Raw genomic sequence first — 20537 nt, 5'->3', positions numbered from 1 at the left:
ATTCAATTCCTGATGGCCAAGAAGTTGAGTTCAAGCCCCGCAAAGTCCCCACCAACATGGAACGCGAAACCACCCGACGGCTCCAACTGCGCGATATCGCTGGCACTCAAATCGAGCATGAAATAGGTTTTGCCAGCATGAAACGGAATTTGTCGTGGCGCCACGGGCAAGGGCTTGACCTTGATACCGGCCAAGTGCAAGTTGACCAGCTCACGTATGCGCTCTACGGGCGCGACTTTCAGATGCGCCGGCAGGCGTTGGCGCAGTTCTTCCGAATCACACTGCGCAGTCGCTGCCAGGATGAACGTGGCCGCACCCAGCAATTTCAGGTCGCTCACCGGACATACCAAGACCCCGTATTGACGGGGCTGCAATGTCAACTCGATGGCGTGTTGCTCCAGCACGACCGACAGCACGGCACGGACATGCGCCATCAACCCACGGAAGCTGGCGCCCTGGTCAGCGTGTTGGTAATGCACATCCAGATGCGCGCGTTTGCTGTCATGGGCGAACGTCGACAACTCGCCAAGCATCGACACCAGCTTACAGAACACGGCTTCAGGGCGGACCTGCGCCTGGCTCAGGCAATGACGAAGTACCAACTCGGTACGATTGATCACCTGCAACATCAGGAAGTCGCCGACTTGCGTACCCGCAGCTGTCCCCTCGCCACGAATGCGCGCCGCAATGGCATCCCCCCTGCAGGCAAGCAGGCTGATCACTTCTTTGAGGCACGACGACACATACCCGTGGTCCTGCACAAAAATGAACGTTGGGATGAAGTCTGCGTCCAGGCTGACGCCCCCTTCGCCGGTAGACTCCAGCACCTGCGCAACCTTGAGCTTGACGAACCGCTGATCGCTCGGATGTTCGCCCAGCACCAGACGCAGATCCGGACGCGCGCAGTTGATCCGGCAACGCATATCCGCCCCGACGTTCGAATCCCCCACCTCCACATCACTGGCGACGTAGCGTGCCACGACATCGCTCTGCTGCACTTGGCGGGTTTCAATCTGATTCCCGGTGGCCAGGGGCAGCGCCAGGTAAATCGCCTGCTTGTCGGCGTTGGCCGGCACCTGCAATACCAGGGGTTCCATGGCGGAGTTCAGATCAAACAGGCTACCGTCCGGCAAGATGCCACTGGCCTGATTAAGCACCAACTTGCCCAGGTTGAGGTACTGCACATTGAGCTCCAGCGTGAGGAACCCCCAGGCATCATTGGCCAGCAAGCGCGTCTGGTGAAGTTGGTGGTGGTAATAACGGTCGTTTTGCTGCAGGTGCTGTGGCCGCAACAGCATGCCTTCTTGCCAGATGACTTTATGCATAGACATATCACCGGACCTCCATGCCGGGGAGCGGACCGGCAGCATGAACACCAGCCTGGTCCAGCACCAGTTCGGCGCGGGTCAGTCGCTGCATGGTCACTGGAACCAGGAGCCGCCATTGAACGTGCGGCAAGTCTCGATACGCCGCCAACACCCCGACAAAACGGCTGTCAGGCCCGACACTGAGCTTGAGCGCCAGGCGGTCCCCGGGACGCAGTTCAACCTCCTCACTGCTCACCCAGTCCTTTGGCAGCACCTGCTCCGCGTTGCCATACAGGCTGAAGAAGTCGGCATTCTCAAAGGCTACGCCATGGCGCAGCTCGATCAGGTGCACCACCACAGGAGAGGGTCGCCCGTGGAGGTCAGGGTTGACGTGCTCACTGGCGGTCAACACCAGGTCCAACTTGGTCAATGTAGAGAACGGCGACACGGTGCTGCAGCCAGACAGCAGACTGAGCAGGAGCAGCAGGGATATGAGAGTGGCTCGATACATGAATATCATCCTGGATAATCGACGTGCAGGGTTGAGATCAGGCGAACCTGTTCCTCATAGGCTTTGGCGAAGTCGCGGTCCAACGGACGATCAGTAAACTGCTCCTGCGTCACCAGACGCTGGTAGTGACGCTGATAGGCGCGCCAGTGTCCGCCGTCCGTGAAAAACCTGGGAGGTTTGCCCTGAGACTCGAAGCACCACAACAGTTGCCCTGGGGCGAAAGCGGCGCGAGCGCTGCGTATCGCGCTCCGACACGCGGCCAGCAGGGCGACCTGATGCGCTTGCAGACCCCGATGGGCCTGAACAATGGCACGCTCGGCAGGTAGCTGGCCCAACGCTCCCGCGCCCAACATCGCGGCTAACGCGGCGTCGGTATCGGCACACGCTTTCAAGGGGTTCTGAAGCACGCCAAGGGTGGCGACAGACATCGGCCCCAGCTCGTCGATCAGTTCGTCACGCGTGTGCAAGCTTTGTTGCAACCCTTCGATGCCCAGGCGAAACAGGCGCGCAACCTTGATTGCCAGCGCCTCTCGACCCGGTTTGTCGAGGGTGTCCAGGTCGATGCCCAGGGCTGCTGCAAACTGGGCCCAGAACACCTCATCGGTCGGTGGCGTCATTGCAACAGAATGAACCGCGATTGCCTCCACAACGGGCTCAACCCGACGTGGCAGTGCCACATGCTCCCGGTCGGCTGCGTGGCGATCCGTCCACAGTCCCGGCTCGCCGTCGACCTTACTCAATGCCTCCAGCTCAGCCGAGGTGGTCTGTTGCTGATGATCCAGGTCCAGAGCCAGCAAAGGGTCCAGGGACAGGAAGGCATCATCGGGGATCGCCACGCCCGCACCGAGCCCTTGCTCACAGGAGGGTTGCAGGGCAACCGTCAACCTCGCGCGTATCGCCACCGCCCCCAGGTCAAACACCTCGCCATCACCGATCAACCGAGCCTGCCCCTTGCGCAGGCGCTCGGCGCTGCCTGCCACACCGATACCGTTGCTGCTGATATCGGTCAAAAAATAGCGACCCTCACGGTAAGCGACCAATCCATGGTGGCTGGAGAGCAAGCGGCTTGGGTCCGGTATCACCCAATCACAACCGGAACCGCGACCGATCACTCCGCCAGTGCCGTCAAACACTTTGCGGGGCGATACGGTTCTACCGCCCTCGCCCTCACAGACTTCAAACACGAGCTGCATAGTCAGGCGCCCTCCCTTCATCGGCCATGGGTGATCGCCTGTGGATCACCCAAAGGACGGTACTCGGCATCATCAAAGACGTAGTTGGCGTTACAGCCGCCCAGTAGACACAACACAAGCACGACGGCTTGCCATGGACGATCAGGCATCAGGTTTCTCCTTCAGTGAAAAGGCAAGCCGGCTCAATTCGATGGCTACGGCCAATGCTTTGGCGCATCGCTCAGCGCTCTTCCCTGGCATCGCCAAAGGGAATGTTCAAGCGGGCCAGACGGTAGAGCAGCGTGCGACGCGCAACCCCCAGTTCCCGCGCGGTACGGGTCCGGTTGCCACGGTTCTTGTGCAGGCAATCGAGCAGGAACACCCGCTCCACCCGCTCCATACGCTGGCGCAACGTTGCGTCATCAACGGCCGCCGCCGGGGCCAGGGGCAGCGCCAGGTGCGCCGGCAGGATCACATTGTCGTCACACAGCAGTACGGCCCGCTCCACCAGACATTTGAGCTCGCGCACGTTGCCGGGAAAGCCGTGGCTGGACAGTTGGTCAAGGGCGACATTCGACCATTCAACAGCCGCCCTCCCCAATGCCGCACATGCCTTGTCGGCGAAATGCCGCGCCAGTTGCAGCACATCCCCGTCTCGTTCACGCAGGGCCGGTAACAGGATGGGAAACTGGGCAAGGCGATAATAGAGGTCTTCGCGAAAGCTACCCTCAGCGACCATCGCCGCCAGGTCTCGATGAGTCGCCGCGATAATTCGCACATCAACCTTATGCGCCGCACTGGCACCCAGCGGGCGAACCTCGCCCTCCTGCAGGACCCGTAGCAATTTGGCTTGCAGTGACAACGGCATATCGCCGATTTCATCCAGTAGCAACGTCCCGCCATCTGCGGCGTCAAACAACCCCGCATAATTGCGTTCAGCCCCGGTGAACGCGCCTTTGCGGTAGCCGAATAGCTCGCTCTCCAGTAACCCTTCCGGGAACGCCGCGCAGTTCTGCACGACAAAGGCTTTGGCACTACGCGGGCCAGCCGCATGGATGGCTCGAGCCACCACTTCCTTGCCGGTGCCCGTCTCACCACGCAGCAGCACGGTGTAAGGGGCATGCAGGACTTTGCTGATTAACCGGCATGTCTGCTCCATCGCTGCGCTGCCGCCGATCAAACCGTACTGCCCGGCAAGCGGCGCGCTGCGCTGCGGCGTTGTGGCAGCTGGCCTCGATGGCATAGCGCGCAGCATGAGCAGTTGGTTCACCGCAAAGCTGCCCAGTTGACCCAGGGATGGTGCGTAGCCTCGCAACGGGGCCGGGCCTTGGCTGGCGCATAACAGCACGCCTGTCACGCTGCCGAGTCGATTGAACAGCGGCACGCTCAACACTGCGCACCAAGGGGTCGCCAACGCCGGCAGGAAGCCCGTGTCATAGCCACTGCTTTGCACATCATCCAGGCTCAGAGCCATCCCCTGGTTCATGGTGTAGTGCAGCAGTTGTTGGTTTCTCAGGTCGGAACTCGAGGCCGTCGCCCCCGCCTCCGACCGCCCGGGCAAATGCTGGGCGATAAGCTCAAGCCGGCCCGTCTCCTCGAGCAAGTACAACTGGCTGAGTTCACATCGGCTCAGTTGTGCCGCGCCAGCAACGCATGCGCCAGGTAATGAGTGTTCATCACTGTCGAACCCCAAGCGAGTGAAGCAGGCCGATAAGGCATCGGCATATGCCAGCGGGTCGGGTAATTGAGTCAACAGGTTATCGGTCATCGGCCGAACTCGCAGGCTGGCTGGCCATGCCCGTCCAACCTGGCATGCACCCAGGACAACGGCTCGTCCGACGCCGTGGCATCAAGGAGCCCGTCCACCATCTGGGGCAGCAAGTGGCGCTCGATCCACTGGTCGATGTAGCGTGCACCGCTGTCGCCGTCAGCGCAGCACCCAGCCATATGCCCCACCAACTCTGGCGCGAAGGTGAACGCAAGCTTGCGCTGATGCAATCGTTTACCCAGGCTTGCGAGCTTGAGCGTTGCCACGTCATGCAGCACCTGCCCTGTAATCGGGTAATACGGGACGACACGCATCCGGGCCAGCAACGCCGGCTTGAAGTGGGCACGTAACACGGGATGAATGGCGTCTTGCAGCGCCTGGGGATCGGGCCGTCGACCGTCGGCGCACAGCGCGCTGATGCAACGGCTTCCCAGGTTGGAGGTCATCAGGATCAGCGTGTTTCGAAAGTCGATTTCCCTCCCCTCGCCATCATTGGCACGCCCTTTATCAAAGACTTGGTAAAACAAGTTCAGCACCTCCGGGTCGGCTTTTTCCACTTCGTCGAGCAGCACCACTGAATAGGGACGCTGGCGTACGGCTTCGGTCAGAACCCCGCCCTCGCCGTAACCGACATAACCCGGTGGCGCGCCGATCAATCGGGAGAGCGCGTGTTTTTCCTGGTACTCCGACATATTGATCGTGGTGACAAAGCGCTCACCGCCGTACAGAAGGTCCGCGAGGGCCAGCGCTGTTTCGGTCTTGCCGACACCGCTCGGCCCCACCAGCAGAAACACGCCGACAGGCGCATCGGCCTTGTTGAGGCCAGCGGCAACAGCGCGCAAGGCACGGTCGAGGGCCTGTACAGCGTGTTCCTGGCCGAGGATGCGTGCGCGCAAGGCGGCGCCAAGGCCCAGGACTTTTTCGTTGGGTTCCAGGGCCAGTTGTTCGACGGGAATTCCGGTCCAGGCACTGATGACCTGCGCCACCCGATGCGGGCATATTTCCGGGGGCTGCGAAGGTTGCGCGCACTGCCGTGCCCAACGCTGCTCCAGCGTTTGACGCTCGTGATCGACGATGTCCAAGCGCAGGTTCAGCGCTTGCAACGCCTGTGTATCCACCGGTAAACCGAGGTTGGCGTCTCGGCTTAACGCCCACTGTTGCCGTTGCCCTTCGGCCAGCTCCGTGTGCAAGTCCTGCAATGCTTCAGGTGGCATTGCCTGAAGCGTTCGCCCCCTTGCACAGGCGGTGTCCAGCACATCCACGGCCTTGTCCGGCAACTGCCGCCCCACGAGGTAACGAGCACTGAGGTGCGCCGCCGCGACCACGGCATCATCACGGACGTAAACACCGTGGCTCGCCTCGTACAGCGGCACCAGGCCACGCAGGATCGACACCGCCTGCTCGACGCTGGGCTCGTCAACCTGCACCGGCTGGAAACGCCGCGCCAATGCCGGGTCCTTCTCGATGTATTGCTTGTACTCCGACCACGTGGTGGCCGCGATGGTGCGCAGCGCGCCCCGGGCCAGGGCAGGCTTGAGCAGGTTCGCCGCGTCGGAACCGCCCACGTGGCCTCCCGCGCCTATCAGCGTATGGGCTTCGTCTATAAACAGGATCACCGGATCTGTCGATGCATTCACCTCATCAATCACACCTTTGAGGCGCCGCTCGAATTCTCCCTTGAGGCCGGCACCCGCTTGCAGCAGGCCCATGTCCAAAGTCAGGACGCGAGCCGACTTGAGGGCCTCGGGCACCTGTGATGCGACAATTTGCAAGGCGAGCCCTTCGACGATCGCGGTTTTCCCCACTCCGGCCTCGCCAACCAGAATCGGGTTGTTCTTGCGCCGTCGCACGAGGATATCGATCAGTTGGCGAACCTCACGCTCTCGACACAACACCGGATCGATCAGCCCCTCACGGGCTTGCCGCGTGAGGTCATGGGTAAAGCGTTGCAGCAGCGATTGCGTGGCCACTGGCTCACGCTCGGAGGGCTGGCCCATTAGAAAATCACGCACCCTGCCCGCCTCCAGGCGGCCCAGGAGCTCGTGGTACCCGCTACCGGCGTGCTCCAGCGGGTGCCGCAAGAGCGCCAGCAACAGTGCGCCGTGGTCTACACAACGCTGGCCCAACTCGACGTGAGCCACCATCAGCGCCTGTTGCAACCAGAGCACCAGTGCCTGGGCAAAGACCGGGTTGTGTGTTTCACCCTGCTCACTCCTGGGCTGCAGCGTGGCTTGCAGCTCGCCCACCGGCACATTGGCGTCTGCCAACACCTTGGCCATCAGCCCATCGGCGTGTTCAAGCATGGCCAGGAGCAAGTCTTCTACCAACACCTCACGGCCCCCGCGCGTCACACAACGCTCAGCCGAACGCTCCAGGTCTCGACGGGTCGGGGCCGTCAACGTAAGGATCAGTTGTTTCAGGTCCACATTAATCATGCGTCATCAATCCCTAATGAAAATTGCCGGCGAGCGTGACCACACCATCGGCTTGCTCATGGCCCAGCCAGCTGGTCCAGCCCAGGCGGCAAACATTGTTCTCCCCGATGTGCAACGCTCTGATTTCCCCTTGCGCCAATACCAGGCGCAGGTCGTATTCCAAAGGGTCCCGCATGGTCAGGCGCACCAGCGCACACAGGGGCGAATACGCTTTGCCAGTCGGCAGGAAGTCGTGAAACCGCTGCCAGCCCAAGGCCAGGACATGCACCCTGAACTTGCCGCTACGGTCCGCGATCCGATGCCCCAAGACCAGGTCCTGGCCGAGCGCGCAGTTGGCGCGTCCCAAGTCGTTGCGCTGCGAAGGGGTGACCTGCACCGTGCGCTCAACCCATTGCTCGATGAACAACGGTTCGTGCTTGAAGTAGTAACGCAGGACGGACTCGATCAACGCAGCCGAGTGCGCACGCAGACTCAAAAGCCCCAGGTAAGGCAGCAGGCGTGTGCAATGAAGCTGCGAGGCGCCCCGAATCGCGGGGTCTCCCAGGCCAATCAACGCAAACATCTGCGCGGAAAAAGCATCATTGGCGCCCCTTTGGAAGCTCGCTCGATAGCGGTATTTGCGCCAGATCGGCAGCATCAGGCGCTGTAGACGGTGGTGGAACAGATCAAGGAAGTCGCGGGTGGGGTTGCCACCCGCACGCTCGGTAAACGCCTGCTCGCTATAAAACGCGGGCAACGGTGACCCGGCACCGACCAACCCCAACACATTGAGGCGCAGGCGAGCACGCAAGCGCCCGTGCTCCCTAAAGAACTCCACGCGGTCGATGTCGTGTCCGGCAAACCCCAGGCTCGGGTTGGCCTGAAACTCCAACTGGTCATACAGCGCGTCTTCATCCAACAGCGGATGGGCCTCACGCAATCGCTCGGTCACCTGCAGCACCGCCTGGAATAACGTGTATTCGCGAATAACACGACACAGTTGAGTCAAAGCAGGGGTTGTTGTCCCATCCGGGATGGCCATGAATACACGTCTCCTTGTGTGCTGATGACTCGCAACTCGTGATACGAATTGAGGCTGGCATAGAGTGCAAAGAACTGATTGAGGACCGAGGCGAATAAAAACAGGTCGCCTCGACCGACAAAACCGGCGGGGTCGACCGTGAGGTCCACACGCAACCCGCGTACGGGCAACCCCTGGTGCAGCCGGTCAACCGCCTCGTGGTGGATGGAGCGCAACGCCCCCAACCTTTTATGGCTGATTTTCTGCGCCTGGCGATCGTGATAACGCGGCAGGTCGTAGGTTTCGAGAATCACTTTCAAGGCGTTGATGTCAGTCAACGACAAATAGTTGAGTGACATATTGCTGATGAGCTTCCACAGGAAATCCTGGTCCAGCGGTGGCGCGAAACTCGCGGTCGGCGTAGTGATGTTGCGAAACGTCAGCGACTCCGGTGTCTGCTCGCAGGGCTGATTGATGTCGCCAGCGCGTATCTGCCGAGGCAGGTTGCAATTGGTACAGGTCAGCTCGATCGACAGTGTTTCCTGGCCCTGTTCGCGACGGTTGCCGAACCCCATCCAGGTGTCGAGCCCGGCATGCTGCACCGACGAGCGTTGGCGAATGCTGTAACTGGGAGGTGCCACCCAAGACTCGCCAGCGCTGTCGTGCTCAAAGGATTCGAACGGCACATAAGTCTGATAACCCAAACCACCGGGGCGCCACCCGGTGACCCGGTCAACGGAAAACACGCTGGCATTGCCCGGCGTATATTCCCCCGGTACCAGGAGGTACTCATCCTGCTTACCGTCCAGGCGAATGGGTATCGCATCCTGTTGGAACAAGTTGACGATGGGGGTGCAATACAGCTTCACGTTGTCCAGGGTGGGACGCTGGGACTCACGACCTTGGTTGCGAAGCTCGAAGCGCAACACCATGCCGTGCACCCGTTTGAGCAGCTCGTGAGAGAGTGTGTGCAGTACTGTCAGCCCCTCTACGTCGACAAACAGGTACTTCTCGGGAAAAGCGAAGTACTCCTGCAGATGGCGATAACCCCTGAAGGTATTCTGCGGATAAGGGATGAGTGCCTGCTCCTCGGAAAACCCCACTGGCTGGACCTGACTGGGGTTGAGCCGAACCGTCATGGGCTGACCGTCGCCGCCATTGACCGGCAATCCGTCGTGGCCCAACAGCAGCAGCTGGATACCATCCAGCTGGCGCAGCAGACTGAGGTACAACGCCTGGCTGACGTAATGGTCGCCAGCCAGGTGCAGTCGCAGCGCGTCGAACGTCAATTCATTGAAGCTGCCCTCGGCATTCAGGCTCAGGTGCAGGTCCAGCCGGGCACCTTCGCCTTGGCACCTGTACTCCAGGTGACTGAGTTGCAGTGGCATGACGTCGGTGGCATAGCACGTGCGAAACCGGCAGCGCTCACCCTGGATGGGCACACTTTCCACGGCCGTGTCCCGTACAACCCGAACGCTGGGGCCAGCACGCTTCAAGGGGTCGAATTGCAAAATACTGAAGGCCGGTATTGGCCGCATGTAGTTGGGCCAGAGCAAATGCATCAAGGAATGCGTCAACTCCGGCAACTCGTCATCCAGCTTCTGGCGCAGACGCCCGGTCAGAAACGCAAAGCCCTCCAGCAAGCGTTCGACGTCCGGGTCTTGCCCGGTCTGCGCAAGAAACGGCGCCAGGGCGGGATTACGCTCGGCAAAACGCCTCCCCAGCTGACGCAGCGCACTGAGTTCGCTTTGGAAATAACGGTTAACGGTCATGGGCACAGACCTCAACTCGCCCGGCATCCGCCAGGCGTGCATGGAACACGACGGGCTGCGCGACACCGTCGATGACCAGCTGCGCATCGATTACAAATGCCAGGACCAATGGTTCACCGGCACGAGGCAACACCCTGACACGCACATTCGTCAGACGCGGTTCATAAAGCCGGATGAAGCGCTCGATCAGCACCCGCGACTGGGTCAAGGACTCATGCAGGCTAAGCTGCATATCATTGAGGTCAGGCAAGCCGTAATCCGGCAGTGTCTGGACGCTGCCGGCGCGGATGCTGAGCATCTTCCCCAAATGTGCGGCGACGGACGCCGCGCGGCCCCCCTGGGTTGACGCATCGCATTCGAGGCGCTCGAAAAGGCTTTTGTGATGGGACATGCCCTGGCCCTTGCTCATTCTTTATCGAGCTTGCCAACCAGGGACAATGTGAAGTCTGCCCCCATGTACTTGAAATGCGGACGCACACTCAAGTTCACTCGGTACCAGCCAGGCTCGCCCTCCACATCACTGACGACAATGCGTGCTGCGCGCAATGGGCGACGCCCACGTACTTCGGCACTGGGGTTCTCCTGATCCGCCACATATTGGCGAATCCATTTGTTGAGTTCCAACTCCAGGTCCGTCCGTTCTTTCCATGAGCCCAGCTGTTCACGCTGCAGTACCTTGAGGTAATGGGCCAGGCGATTGACGATCATCATGTAGGGCAACTGAGTGCCCAACCGGTAGTTCAGCTCGGCGGTCTTGCCTTCTTCACTGATGCCAAAGGACTTGGGTTTCTGCACGGAACTGGCGGAAAAGAACGCCGCGTTGTCGCTGCCCTTGCGCATGGTCAGGGCAATGAAACCTTCTTGTGACAGTTCGTATTCGCGCCGGTCCGAAACCAGTACTTCGGTAGGAATCTTGGTTTCGATCTCCCCCATGCTCTGGAAGTGATGCAACGGAAGGTCCTCGACGGACCCGCCACTTTGTGGGCCGATGATGTTCGGGCACCAGCGAAAGCGTGCGAAGCTGTCGGTCAGGCGCGTGGCAAAAGCGTAGGCGGTATTGCCCCAAAGGTAGTGTTCATGGCTGTTAACCACGTTTTCCTGATAGGCAAAGGTTTTAACCGGGCACTCCATGGGATCGTAGGGGGTTCGCAGCAAGAAGCGCGGTACGGTAAGGCCGATGTAACGGGCATCTTCGCTCTGGCGAAAGCTTTGCCACTTGGCAAATTGCGGACCTTCGAAGTGATCCTTGAGGTCCTTCAGGTCGGGTAGCCCGGTGAAGCTTTCCAAGCCAAAGAAACTCGGCCCCGCAGCGGCGATAAAAGGTGCATGGGCCATGCTGGCTACACTGGACGCGTACTGCATCAGCTTCACATCCGGCGCGCTGGGAGAAAGGAAGTAGTTGGCGATGATCGCGCCCACCGGCTGGCCGCCAAACTGGCCGTATTCAGCGCTGTAGATGTGCTTGTAAAGTCCCGATTGGGTAATTTCCGAGGAGTCTTCGAAATCATCCAACAGGTCCTGCCGCGACACATTCAGCAGTTCGATCTTGATGTTTTCGCGAAAGTTGGTGCGATCGACCAACAACTGCAAGCCTCTCCACGAGGCCTCCAGTGCCTGGAAATCCGGGTGGTGCAGAATCTCATCCATCTGCTGGCTGAGCTTGCTATCGATCTCGGCAATCATCCGGTCGACCAGGCGTTTCTTGACCGGCTCTTCACGATTGCTTGGCTTGACCAGTTCCTGGATAAACGCCGAGACGCCACGCTTGGCGATGTCGTAAGCCTCGTCGTCGGCGCTTAGCAGTGTCTGGGCAACGATGTTATCGAGGATGCTGCCCGCCTCGGTCGCTGGGGCGGGTTGTGGGTTGTATTGGGGAGTCGTCATGTTGTCAGTGTCCTTTTACTGAAAGGGTCAGGCGTCAGGGCTTTGCAGTCCCAGTTCGGCCAGGACTCGTGCGCGGGAATCGTCATCGGCCAATGCCTGCTCAATGGCTTTGCGAAAGCTCGGTGTGTTGCCCAGCGGGCCCTTGAGGGCCACCAGTGCTTCCCGCAACGCCATCAGCTTTTGCAACGCCGGTATTTGCTCAACCAGGTTCGCGGGGTCGAAATCCTTCATCGCGTTGATCCGGACCTGGATCGCCAACGCTTCAACATCGGCTTGTTCCTGGAGCCGATTGGGCACGTTCAACGTCAGGCTCAACGCCTGATTGGCCAACACCTCATCAAAGGTGTGCTTGTCGATACCAATGGGCTTTCGATCTTCAAGCTTGCGTAAGTCGGTGCGCTGGGAGAAATCCCCCAGCACCAGCAACTTCAATGGCAGCTCGACTTCCTCCTGTACGCCGCCGACGGCGGGTTTGAAGGTGATATTGATACGCTCCTTGGGGGCTACCGAACCGTCTTTGGCCATGGTGTTTCTCCTTGTTTTGATAGGGCTCTATTCAAGTACTGCTTCGAGATCGAACTGGCACAACCGGCGATAGGTAGCGTCCTTGCTTTCGCGCACGGCGTGGCTTTGCGGCAACTGGTCATAACAGCGGTACAACAGCCGGTTGACGTGCAACACCAACTCCGGCTCCCAGCGCTCCAGGCCCGCTTGCTGCAGTTCGAGGTCCAACTGCTCCAACTGGGTCTTGCCCAGGTCATGCTTGCCCGCCCGCACACATAACCTCGCCAGCGCCAACCGCCAATGAAAGCGAGCACGATCGCTGCGCGCGGCCTGTAAACCTTGCTTAAGCACACCGACCGCTGCCTTGAGGCCATCCTTGCGCAGGCTGGGCATCACCGCCTGCAAAGCAGTTTCCCAGGGCGTGGCGGCGTTGTCGGAGACGGTGTTGCCAGGCTCCGCCTTAGGCACATGGCGCAAGACGTGGACAGTGATCCACTCACAGGTCGCGGCGTCGGCAAACGGCGTGCCGTCGTCGAAGCGCAACTCCGGCAAGTTCGGCAGGCGTTGCAACAACAGGGCGATGCCCATTTCCAATTCGGTCATGGCCAGGTCTGCATGCAAGGCTTCAAGGCACTCCCAGGCCATGCGCAAGCCGTCGAACCAGAACAGCGCACCGCACAGGCTGATCTCAAGCTCAAGCAACAGGTCGGCGTAATGGCCTTGGTTGAAGCGATCCTGATACCGCTTGAGTTTGTCCGCAGCCAACGGGCGGAGCGCTGTTAACCCCTCACTATTGGCGTCGGGACAGTTGACGAGCGTCAGCCATGCCAAGGTTCGGCTCAGGCGCCAGGCACGCAGGTCAGTCGCGTTCTGACGTAACCACCAGGTACATAACGGGCGGGCCTGCGCCTGCAATAGGCGCAGTAATTTATGCGCCTCTTTTTCGCTGTTGACCGGCGGCTCAGGCTTGAGTAACTGGGTTGCCACCTGCTTGACCTGGGTCACCACGCCCGTGACGCCCGCGGGTTCAGCCCCGCCTTGCGGTGCGCCTGCCAAGCGCGCCGAGAGCTGCCTGCGAACCGGTAACAGCAAGGGAGCATCGCCACCCAGGTGCTCACCCCATAGTTGATCGAGACGTACGAGGTGTTCCAGCAGTGCCTGGAACAAGGGCCGTTGATCGATCAGCGACAGGTTTTGCAAAAACAGCGGCTCGAGGCGCAGTACCAGCCAACCCAGTGCCGCAATGCGTGTTCCCGGCTTGGTGGGGTACACCTGGGCCCAGTGATGCTCACAAAGATGGCGCAGCAAGCCGAGGCCGGCCAGCAGCCCAGGAAACGAATTGCGCTGGTGCAAGGCCCAGGCCAACCAGACCGCGACACGCAGATCCTTGGAGTGCTCACGTAACAGGCATTCGCTGAGTTCACAGACCTTCTGCCAGTCCGGCAAGCCCACGCCATGTATTGATCGAGCCTTGCCAAGCTCGGTTTCCAAGGTTTCAAACTCGCTGGAAAAACGCATGTCCGTGCCGCAAAACCCACTTGTCGAACACGGGACCTGTGCAAGTTCCAAGTAATAGGCGCACAGTTTTTCTGAATAATCCATTTTTGGCCGCATATCACCATCCAAGGCAGAAACAGACAAACTTTGCGCAACTAGAACACGGAGCAGAAAGTCTTTTTACGTCCGTCCAAGGCAGAACGAAGTGTGCGAACCTTAGCCATGAAAAAAGCATTCTTCAAGCAACGTAACGGCACTTAAGGATTTTCCTACACCGCTCTAGAATCAACGCCTGCGCAGCTATTTGCGCAGTTTTTTTTACAACACAACAAAGCCCCTCTATCCGCACCCCCTATATCGCCCACCCAAACACCCTGAGCAACTAAGTGCGCACACATATGCAACTATCAACTCCCCAAAACCCTAAAACACCACGACAAGTTAGCCACGCCCACTCGACCGAACCTTATTCCCCCTTATTTCATTGAACCTCCTACTTTCAGGCACGCTTCTTGTTATAGGCATTTGCCCGTTCGGCCACCTCGTCGTTCGGCATACCTACTCAATCAGGCAAGGAAACCCGTCATGCCAACACCCGCGTACCTCTCCATCACCGGTGTCAAACAAGGTTTGATCACGGCAGGCACATTTACTCAGGACTCGGTAGGCAACATTTATCAGGAAGGTCATGAGGACCAGATACTGGTGCAGGCGTTTGCCCATCAGGTGATCATCCCCCGCGACCCACAGTCGGGCCAGCCGACCGGCCAACGGGTGCATAAGCCGCTGATGATCAGCAAGGTGTTCGATAAGTCCTCCCCCCTGCTGTTCAGCGCACTGACGACGGGTGAAGAAGTGTCATGCCGACTGGAATGGCTGCGCACCTCTGCGGCCGGGACCCAGGAGCACTACTTCACCACAGAGTTGGAGGGCGCGACGATCGTGGACATCCAGTCGCGGATGCCCAACTGCCAGGACCCGGATAACGCCCATTTCACCCATTTGGAGGATGTGTATTTCACTTACCGCAAGATTGTCTGGACCCACGAAGTCGCCGGCACTTCGGGCTCGGACGACTGGCGTAGCCCGGTGGCCGGCTAACCTCGGCTGATGCAGGAGCGGCGGCCACGCAAGGCGCCGTTCCTGCGGGTCGATTACACCATTGCCAGCGGGTGCTTGCGCTTGGGGGCGCCGAACACACGATCGATTGCTTCCAGGTCGTGCTCATCCAGCACCAGCTTTGCCGCACGGGCATTGAGCCGCACATGTTCGGGCGTAACCGCCTTGGGGATGGCGATCACACCGTCCTGGCGCAGTACCCAGGCGAGCGACACCTGGGCGGGTGTCACGTCGTGGCGACGGGCGATCTGCTTGAGCGTCGGGCTCGACAGCAGCTCTCCCCCTTGGGCGATCGGACAATACGCCATCAACGGCAAATGGTGCTGTTGCCACCATGGCAGCAAGTCGAACTCGATACCGCGTTCTTCGATGTTGTAGAGCACCTGGTTGGTCGCACACGCCGGTGAGGCGAGTTCTTGAAGGTCGGCCACATCAAAATTGGAAACGCCCCAGCGCCCGATTTTCCCCGCCTCGCGCAAACGCTCGAAGGCTTCGACGGTCTCTTCAAGCGGGTACTGGCCGCGCCAGTGCAGCAAGTACAGATCAATATAGTCCGTACCCAGGCGCTGAAGGCTGGCGTCACACGCGCGAGGAACGCCCTTTTGGCTGGCATGATGGGGGTAAATCTTACTGACCAGGAACACCTGCTCGCGCTTGCCGCGAATCGCCTCGCCGACCACTTCTTCGGCACCGCCTTCGCCGTACATTTCGGCGGTATCGATCAGGGTCAGGCCCTCGTCGATCCCCAGTTGCAACGCGGCGACTTCGGCGCGGCGCTGGCTCGGGTCTTCGCCCATGCGCCAGGTCCCCTGGCCAATGACAGGGACGGGAACACCGGCCAGATCGATAGTACGCATGAAGACCTCCAGATAAGTTTGCACGTTAAGAATGGAGCATTGACCGGACAAAAGGGTTCAATCGCAGTAGGGTTGCCCTTTCGCCAGTCGCCAGGAAACCACTGCAATGCTGTTTGTCGTCATGCTCGGGGGCAAAAGCAAGCAGCACATACTGCGCCACGGGGCCCAACCCCATACCGACGGCGTGCTGGATATCGACGACTGTTTGCCTATCGACCTGTTCGCGTTGTTTATCGAATGGCTGACCCGCAGCGGCGCCATGGCCCGCTCTTGAGCCGCCATGGGAACTTTGCCAGGAAATAACCGCCTGAATCCGGTACGCTCACCGTTTTTACTTTAGGAGTTTTTCCCATGGCCAAAGCCACCGCCCGTCACATCCTGGTTGCCACCGAAGCCCAGTGCAACGAACTCAAGGCTCAAATCGAAGGCGGCGCCGATTTCGCAGCGATCGCCAAAGCCAACTCCAGTTGCCCATCCAGCCGTGACGGCGGCAACCTGGGTTCGTTCGGCCCAGGCCAGATGGTCAAGGAATTCGACTCGGTCGTGTTCAGCGCCCCGGTCAACACCGTGCAAGGCCCAGTGAAAACCCAATTCGGTTATCACCTGCTGGAAGTGACCAGCCGCCAGGACTGATCCTCTCTGCGCTGATGCTACAAACAACGGCCCGCCTTTTGGTGGGCCGTTGTGCATGTGATGACTGGCGATGCTCAGGCCGTTAGCGTACAAATCCTTAATCTTCTTCACCTGGCGTTCAAGGCTGACAATGCGATTGGCTTTTTCATCTCTGCTCAGTTCCACCCTGGCTCTGCTGCTGGCCAGCACCGCTGTGATCGCGGCCCCGCAAACCTACCTCACCGTATACGGCGAACCGGCCAAGTACCCCGCCGGTTTCAGCCATTTCGACTATGCCAACCCGAACGCACCCAAGGGTGGCAGCCTGCGCCGCTCGGCGATCGAAATCGGGCGCTTTGACCATGTGCTGCCCTATATCGACAAAGGCATCGGCGTTTCCCAGGTCGACGGCTGGCTGTATGCCCCCCTGGCCCAGCGCTCCCTGGATGAGCCCTACACGGTCTACGGCTTGGTGGCTGAAAAGATGGAGCGCGCCGATGACGGTCTGTCGTTGCGCTTCTACCTCAACCCCAAGGCACGTTTTGCCGACGGCAAGCCTATTACCGCCGAGGACGTGCGCTACAGCTTCGATTTGCTGATGACCCAAGGCAGCCTGCGCTTTCGTACCCTGTTCGCCGACGTCAAACACGTCGAAGTCGAAGGCGAGCGCCAGGTCCGGTTTGACTTTTCCAGCAATGAAAACCGCACCCTGGCGCTGGATATCGCCACCTTGCCGGTCTTCCCCGAACACTGGTGGAAAACCCGCGACTTCGCCAACGGCGGCGGCTACGAAGCCCCGCTGGGCAGCGGCCCGTACACAATCAGCAAGGTCGACTCCGGCAACACCATCACCTTCACCCGCGACCCCGACTGGTGGGGCAAGGACTTGCCGGTCAGCCGTGGCCTGTACAACTTCAACCACCTGAGCCTGGAGTACTTCGGCGACACCGAAGTGGCACGCCAGGTACTGCGCGGCGGCGCCTACGACTTCAACCGCGAGTTCTCTGCCACCGGTTATTCCATCGGCTACAACGGCCCCGCCCTGGACGATGGCCGCTTGCAACGCGCCCACTTGGCCAAGGAGATGCCGCAACCGGCCCAGGGCTACGTGTTCAATGTGCAAAAGCCGATGTTCAAGGACCGCCGCGTGCGCCAGGCCCTGGCCATGCTGTGGGATTTCGAATGGGCCAACCGGCAGATGATGCACAACCTGTACATCCGCCAGCAGAGCTATTTCTCCAATAGCCCGCTGGCCGCCAGCCAGTTGCCGACCCAGGATGAACTGAAGATTCTTGAACCCTTGCGCGGGCAGGTTCCCGATGAAGTCTTTACCCAGGTGTTCAAGGCCCCCGTCACGGATGGCAGCGGCATGATCCGCGACAAGCAGTTGCAAGCCCTGGCCTTGTTGGAGCAAGCCGGCTGGACACCCCAGGGCGACAAGCTGGTCAACGCCCAGGGCGAGCCACTGACGTTCACCTTCCTCAACGCCCAGAACGGCGTGGAGCGCCTGTTGCTGCCGTACAAGCGTAACCTGGCGCAGATCGGCATCACCTTGAACATCCGCCGTATCGATTCCTCGCAATACGTGAACCGCGTGATGGCGCGCGACTACGACATGATCGTCACCGGTTTCCCGGTCACCCCGTCACCGGGGATGGAGCTGTACAACTACTTCGGTTCAGCCGCCGCCTTTGACCCAGGCGCCAATAATTACATCGTGCTCCAGGACCCGGCCGTCGACAGCCTGATCAAGGGCCTGGTCAAGGCCGACAGCCAGGCGCAGATGCTCACCTACGCCCACGCCCTGGACCGCGTGCTGCAATGGAACTATCTGTGGATTCCCAACTACTACCCACCGGGCACTTCCGCCGCTTGGTGGAACCGCTTCGGCCGCCCGGCCATCGAGGCGAAGAATGACGAAGCCCTCGAAACCTGGTGGGAAGTCAGCCCCACGCCGCTGACTAACGAGCAAATGCAAGTCGAACTGAAAAAACGCGCAGGAGCCCGTTGATGTTTGCCTATATCGTACGGCGCCTGCTGCTGATCATCCCGACGCTGGTGATCATCCTGTTGGTGAACTTCGTGATCGTGCAGGCCGCGCCCGGCGGGCCGGTGGAACAAGCCATCGCCCACCTGCAAGGCATTGGCGGCGGTGGCATCGGTGGCTCGGGCGGCGATGGTATCAGTGGCTCTCGGGCCAGCCGTGGCCTTGACCCGAAACTGATCAAGGACATCGAAAAACAATACGGCTTCGACAAACCTGCGCCGGAACGCCTGTGGCTGATGCTCAAGAACTACGCCCAGTTGGACTTCGGCAACAGCTTCTTTCGCGGCGCGACGGTGACCGAGCTGATCCTGGAAAAGATGCCGGTCACCATTTCCCTCGGCCTGTGGGCTACGTTGATTACCTACCTGGTGTCGATTCCCCTGGGGATCCGCAAGGCGGTACGCCACGGCAGCAGCTTTGATGTGTGGAGCAGCACGGCCATCGTGATCGGTTACGCGATGCCGGCGTTCCTGTTTGCGATGTTTTTGATTGTGGTCTTCGCCGGCGGCACTTCGCTGAACTGGTTCCCGGTACGCGGGCTGGTCTCGGAGAACTTCGAAGAACTGAGCACCGTGGGCAAGATCGCCGATTACTTCTGGCACCTGGTGCTGCCGGTTTCGGCCCTGGTGATCGGCGGGTTCGCCACCTTGACGATCCTCACGAAAAACTCGTTCCTCAACGAAATCACCCGGCAATACGTGGTCACTGCCCGGGCCAAGGGCTTGAGCGAACGGCGGGTGCTCTACGGCCATGTGTTCCGCAACGCGATGCTGCTGGTAATCTCAGGGATTCCCCAGGCGTTCATCAGCGTGTTCTTTGCCGGCTCGTTACTGATCGAAGTGATCTTCTCCCTCGATGGCCTGGGCCGCATGAGCTATGAAGCGGCCGTCTCCCGTGACTACCCGGTAGTGTTCGGCTCACTGTTTATCTTCACCCTGTTCGGCCTCTTGATAAAACTCATCGGCGACCTCTGCTACACCCTGGTAGACCCGCGTATCGACTTCGCCGCGAGGAACGCCTGATGCTCGATTTGTCTCCCGTGGCGCGTCGGCGTTTCGAACGTTTCAAGCAGAACCGTCGCGGCTGGTGGTCGCTGTGGTTGTTTATCGGCCTGTTTATCCTGACCTTGGGCGGCGAGCTGATCGCCAATGACAAACCGCTGGTGCTCAGTTTCAAGAACGAGCTGTATTTCCCGGTGTTCAAGCGCTACACCGAGCAGCAGTTCGGCGGGCAACTGCCCTTCCAGGCGGACTACCGCAGTGACTACGTGCAAAAGTTGATCAAGCAGGAGGGCGGCTGGATGCTGTTCCCGCCCATCCCTTTCAGCGACGACACGCCCAACTACGAACTGACCCGCCCTGCCCCCAGCCCGCCCTCGGCAGTGAACTGGCTGGGCACCGACGACCAGTCCCGCGATGTGCTGGCGCGGGTGATCTTCGGCGCGCGGGTGTCGATCCTGTTTGCGCTGGCGCTGACCGCAATCAGCGCCACCATCGGCATTGCCGCAGGGGCCTTGCAGGGTTACTACGGCGGCTGGGTGGACTTGTTCGGCCAACGCGTGCTGGAAGTGTGGTCCGGCCTGCCGGTGCTGTACTTGTTGATTATCCTGTCGGGGTTTGTCGAGCCGAATTTCTGGTGGTTGCTGGGGATCATGGCGCTGTTTTCCTGGCTGGCCCTGGTGGACGTGGTGCGCGCCGAGTTCCTGCGCGGGCGCAACCTGGAATACGTGAAGGCGGCGCGTGCATTGGGCTTGGGTGACGGCAAGATCATTCGCCGGCATATCCTGCCCAACGCCATGACTGCCACCCTGAGCTATTTGCCGTTCATCCTGACCGGCGCGATCTCCACGTTGAGCGCCCTGGATTTTCTCGGCTTCGGCATGCCTGCAGGCAGCGCGTCACTGGGCGAGCTGATCGCCCAGGGCAAGCAGAACCTGCAGGCACCATGGCTGGGTCTGACGGCGTTCTTCAGCCTGGCGTTGATCCTGTCGCTGCTGGTCTTTATCGGCGAGGCATTACGTGATGCCTTCGACCCACGTTCATGAGTGACTGC

General features: G+C 60.2%; 18 protein-coding genes and 1 pseudogene. 6 read left to right on the top strand and 13 right to left on the bottom strand.

Going from position 1 to position 20537, the window contains the following annotated elements; genetic code table 11:
* Positions 1–2: 2 nt before the first annotated feature.
* The 12 genes from tssK to tssA form a co-directional block, all read right to left on the bottom strand.
* The gene (gene tssK / locus M5B43_RS10305) at positions 3–1331 is read right to left on the bottom strand and encodes a type VI secretion system baseplate subunit TssK (RefSeq protein WP_248750000.1); all 1329 of its coding nucleotides are present in this window, start codon (positions 1329–1331) and stop codon (positions 3–5) included.
* 1 nt (position 1332) lies between these two features.
* Positions 1333–1818, bottom strand: coding sequence for a type VI secretion system lipoprotein TssJ (gene tssJ / locus M5B43_RS10300; protein WP_248749999.1), 486 nt, complete (start codon positions 1816–1818; stop codon positions 1333–1335).
* A gap of 5 nt (positions 1819–1823) precedes the next feature.
* The gene (gene tagH, locus M5B43_RS10295) at positions 1824–3011 is read right to left on the bottom strand and encodes a type VI secretion system-associated FHA domain protein TagH (protein WP_248749998.1); all 1188 of its coding nucleotides are present in this window, start codon (positions 3009–3011) and stop codon (positions 1824–1826) included.
* Between the two features lie 17 nt (positions 3012–3028).
* Positions 3029–3160, bottom strand: a complete 132-nt coding sequence (locus M5B43_RS10290) for a type VI secretion protein (RefSeq protein ID WP_248749997.1) — start codon at positions 3158–3160, stop codon at positions 3029–3031.
* Between the two features lie 71 nt (positions 3161–3231).
* Complete coding sequence (locus M5B43_RS10285) at positions 3232–4758, bottom strand: sigma 54-interacting transcriptional regulator (RefSeq protein WP_248749996.1); 1527 nt, start codon at positions 4756–4758, stop codon at positions 3232–3234.
* Positions 4755–7193 (bottom strand): AAA family ATPase, encoded by a 2439-nt coding sequence (locus M5B43_RS10280; RefSeq protein WP_248749995.1) that lies wholly within the window; start codon positions 7191–7193, stop codon positions 4755–4757. The genes M5B43_RS10285 and M5B43_RS10280 overlap by 4 nt, the downstream gene beginning before the upstream one ends.
* 13 nt (positions 7194–7206) lie before the next feature.
* Positions 7207–8214 carry a type VI secretion system baseplate subunit TssG gene (gene tssG, locus M5B43_RS10275; protein WP_248749994.1) on the bottom strand — a complete coding sequence of 336 codons (1008 nt, stop codon included), beginning with the start codon at positions 8212–8214 and terminating at the stop codon, positions 7207–7209.
* On the bottom strand, positions 8178–9965 hold the full coding sequence (gene tssF / locus M5B43_RS10270) for a type VI secretion system baseplate subunit TssF (protein ID WP_248749993.1): 1788 nt from the start codon (positions 9963–9965) through the stop codon (positions 8178–8180). Before tssF ends, tssG begins: the two co-directional genes overlap by 37 nt.
* On the bottom strand, positions 9955–10356 hold the full coding sequence (tssE, locus tag M5B43_RS10265) for a type VI secretion system baseplate subunit TssE (RefSeq protein ID WP_248749992.1): 402 nt from the start codon (positions 10354–10356) through the stop codon (positions 9955–9957). Before tssE ends, tssF begins: the two co-directional genes overlap by 11 nt.
* 14 nt (positions 10357–10370) lie before the next feature.
* Entirely contained in the window at positions 10371–11849 is a 1479-nt protein-coding gene (gene tssC / locus M5B43_RS10260; protein WP_248749991.1) for a type VI secretion system contractile sheath large subunit, read from the bottom strand.
* Between the two features lie 27 nt (positions 11850–11876).
* Positions 11877–12374 carry a type VI secretion system contractile sheath small subunit gene (gene tssB / locus M5B43_RS10255; RefSeq protein ID WP_248749990.1) on the bottom strand — a complete coding sequence of 166 codons (498 nt, stop codon included), beginning with the start codon at positions 12372–12374 and terminating at the stop codon, positions 11877–11879.
* 27 nt (positions 12375–12401) lie between these two features.
* Positions 12402–13955: a type VI secretion system protein TssA gene (tssA, locus tag M5B43_RS10250; RefSeq protein WP_248749989.1), complete on the bottom strand. Its 1554-nt coding sequence runs from the start codon at positions 13953–13955 to the stop codon at positions 12402–12404.
* Positions 13956–14435: 480 nt separating this feature from the next.
* On the opposite strand from tssA, the gene M5B43_RS10245 reads away from it, so the two are divergent.
* Positions 14436–14951: an Hcp family type VI secretion system effector gene (locus M5B43_RS10245; RefSeq protein WP_248749988.1), complete on the top strand. Its 516-nt coding sequence runs from the start codon at positions 14436–14438 to the stop codon at positions 14949–14951.
* A gap of 53 nt (positions 14952–15004) precedes the next feature.
* On the opposite strand, the gene M5B43_RS10240 is transcribed toward M5B43_RS10245, so the two are convergent.
* Positions 15005–15826, bottom strand: coding sequence for an aldo/keto reductase (locus tag M5B43_RS10240; protein WP_248749987.1), 822 nt, complete (start codon positions 15824–15826; stop codon positions 15005–15007).
* A 133-nt stretch (positions 15827–15959) separates the two neighbouring features.
* On the opposite strand from M5B43_RS10240, the pseudogene M5B43_RS10235 reads away from it, so the two are divergent.
* The 5 genes and pseudogenes from M5B43_RS10235 to M5B43_RS10215 form a co-directional block, all read left to right on the top strand.
* A pseudogene (locus M5B43_RS10235) lies at positions 15960–16046 on the top strand (DUF1543 domain-containing protein); the annotation flags it as partial.
* Positions 16047–16177: 131 nt separating this feature from the next.
* Positions 16178–16459, top strand: a complete 282-nt coding sequence (locus M5B43_RS10230; RefSeq protein WP_248749986.1) for a peptidylprolyl isomerase — start codon at positions 16178–16180, stop codon at positions 16457–16459.
* Between the two features lie 130 nt (positions 16460–16589).
* Entirely contained in the window at positions 16590–18449 is a 1860-nt protein-coding gene (locus M5B43_RS10225; RefSeq protein ID WP_248749985.1) for an extracellular solute-binding protein, read from the top strand.
* Complete coding sequence (locus tag M5B43_RS10220; protein ID WP_248749984.1) at positions 18449–19507, top strand: microcin C ABC transporter permease YejB; 1059 nt, start codon at positions 18449–18451, stop codon at positions 19505–19507. Before M5B43_RS10225 ends, M5B43_RS10220 begins: the two co-directional genes overlap by 1 nt.
* Entirely contained in the window at positions 19507–20529 is a 1023-nt protein-coding gene (locus M5B43_RS10215) for an ABC transporter permease (protein WP_248749983.1), read from the top strand. The genes M5B43_RS10220 and M5B43_RS10215 overlap by 1 nt, the downstream gene beginning before the upstream one ends.
* Positions 20530–20537: the final 8 nt, after the last annotated feature.

Source organism: Pseudomonas sp. MWU15-20650, from assembly GCF_023242475.1.
GTDB lineage: Bacteria > Pseudomonadota > Gammaproteobacteria > Pseudomonadales > Pseudomonadaceae > Aquipseudomonas.
Note: the sequence above shows the minus strand (reverse complement) of the source record. Positions and strands in the feature narration are given on the sequence as shown.

Excerpts from the sequence above, each read along its gene's own strand:
- tagH (WP_248749998.1), bottom strand. The coding sequence starts at position 3,011 with ATGCAGCTCGTGTTTGAAGTCTGTGAGGGCGAGGGCGGTAGAACCGTA.
- tssG (WP_248749994.1), bottom strand. The coding sequence starts at position 8,214 with ATGGCCATCCCGGATGGGACAACAACCCCTGCTTTGACTCAACTGTGT.
- M5B43_RS10285 (WP_248749996.1), bottom strand. The coding sequence starts at position 4,758 with ATGACCGATAACCTGTTGACTCAATTACCCGACCCGCTGGCATATGCC.
- M5B43_RS10230 (WP_248749986.1), top strand. The coding sequence starts at position 16,178 with ATGGCCAAAGCCACCGCCCGTCACATCCTGGTTGCCACCGAAGCCCAG.
- tssF (WP_248749993.1), bottom strand. The coding sequence starts at position 9,965 with ATGACCGTTAACCGTTATTTCCAAAGCGAACTCAGTGCGCTGCGTCAG.
- tssJ (WP_248749999.1), bottom strand. The coding sequence starts at position 1,818 with ATGTATCGAGCCACTCTCATATCCCTGCTGCTCCTGCTCAGTCTGCTG.
- M5B43_RS10220 (WP_248749984.1), top strand. The coding sequence starts at position 18,449 with ATGTTTGCCTATATCGTACGGCGCCTGCTGCTGATCATCCCGACGCTG.
- M5B43_RS10280 (WP_248749995.1), bottom strand. The coding sequence starts at position 7,193 with ATGATTAATGTGGACCTGAAACAACTGATCCTTACGTTGACGGCCCCG.
- tssK (WP_248750000.1), bottom strand. The coding sequence starts at position 1,331 with ATGTCTATGCATAAAGTCATCTGGCAAGAAGGCATGCTGTTGCGGCCA.
- M5B43_RS10225 (WP_248749985.1), top strand. The coding sequence starts at position 16,590 with ATGCGATTGGCTTTTTCATCTCTGCTCAGTTCCACCCTGGCTCTGCTG.
- M5B43_RS10240 (WP_248749987.1), bottom strand. The coding sequence starts at position 15,826 with ATGCGTACTATCGATCTGGCCGGTGTTCCCGTCCCTGTCATTGGCCAG.
- M5B43_RS10215 (WP_248749983.1), top strand. The coding sequence starts at position 19,507 with ATGCTCGATTTGTCTCCCGTGGCGCGTCGGCGTTTCGAACGTTTCAAG.
- M5B43_RS10290 (WP_248749997.1), bottom strand. The coding sequence starts at position 3,160 with ATGCCTGATCGTCCATGGCAAGCCGTCGTGCTTGTGTTGTGTCTACTG.
- tssA (WP_248749989.1), bottom strand. The coding sequence starts at position 13,955 with ATGGATTATTCAGAAAAACTGTGCGCCTATTACTTGGAACTTGCACAG.
- tssC (WP_248749991.1), bottom strand. The coding sequence starts at position 11,849 with ATGACGACTCCCCAATACAACCCACAACCCGCCCCAGCGACCGAGGCG.
- M5B43_RS10245 (WP_248749988.1), top strand. The coding sequence starts at position 14,436 with ATGCCAACACCCGCGTACCTCTCCATCACCGGTGTCAAACAAGGTTTG.
- tssB (WP_248749990.1), bottom strand. The coding sequence starts at position 12,374 with ATGGCCAAAGACGGTTCGGTAGCCCCCAAGGAGCGTATCAATATCACC.
- tssE (WP_248749992.1), bottom strand. The coding sequence starts at position 10,356 with ATGTCCCATCACAAAAGCCTTTTCGAGCGCCTCGAATGCGATGCGTCA.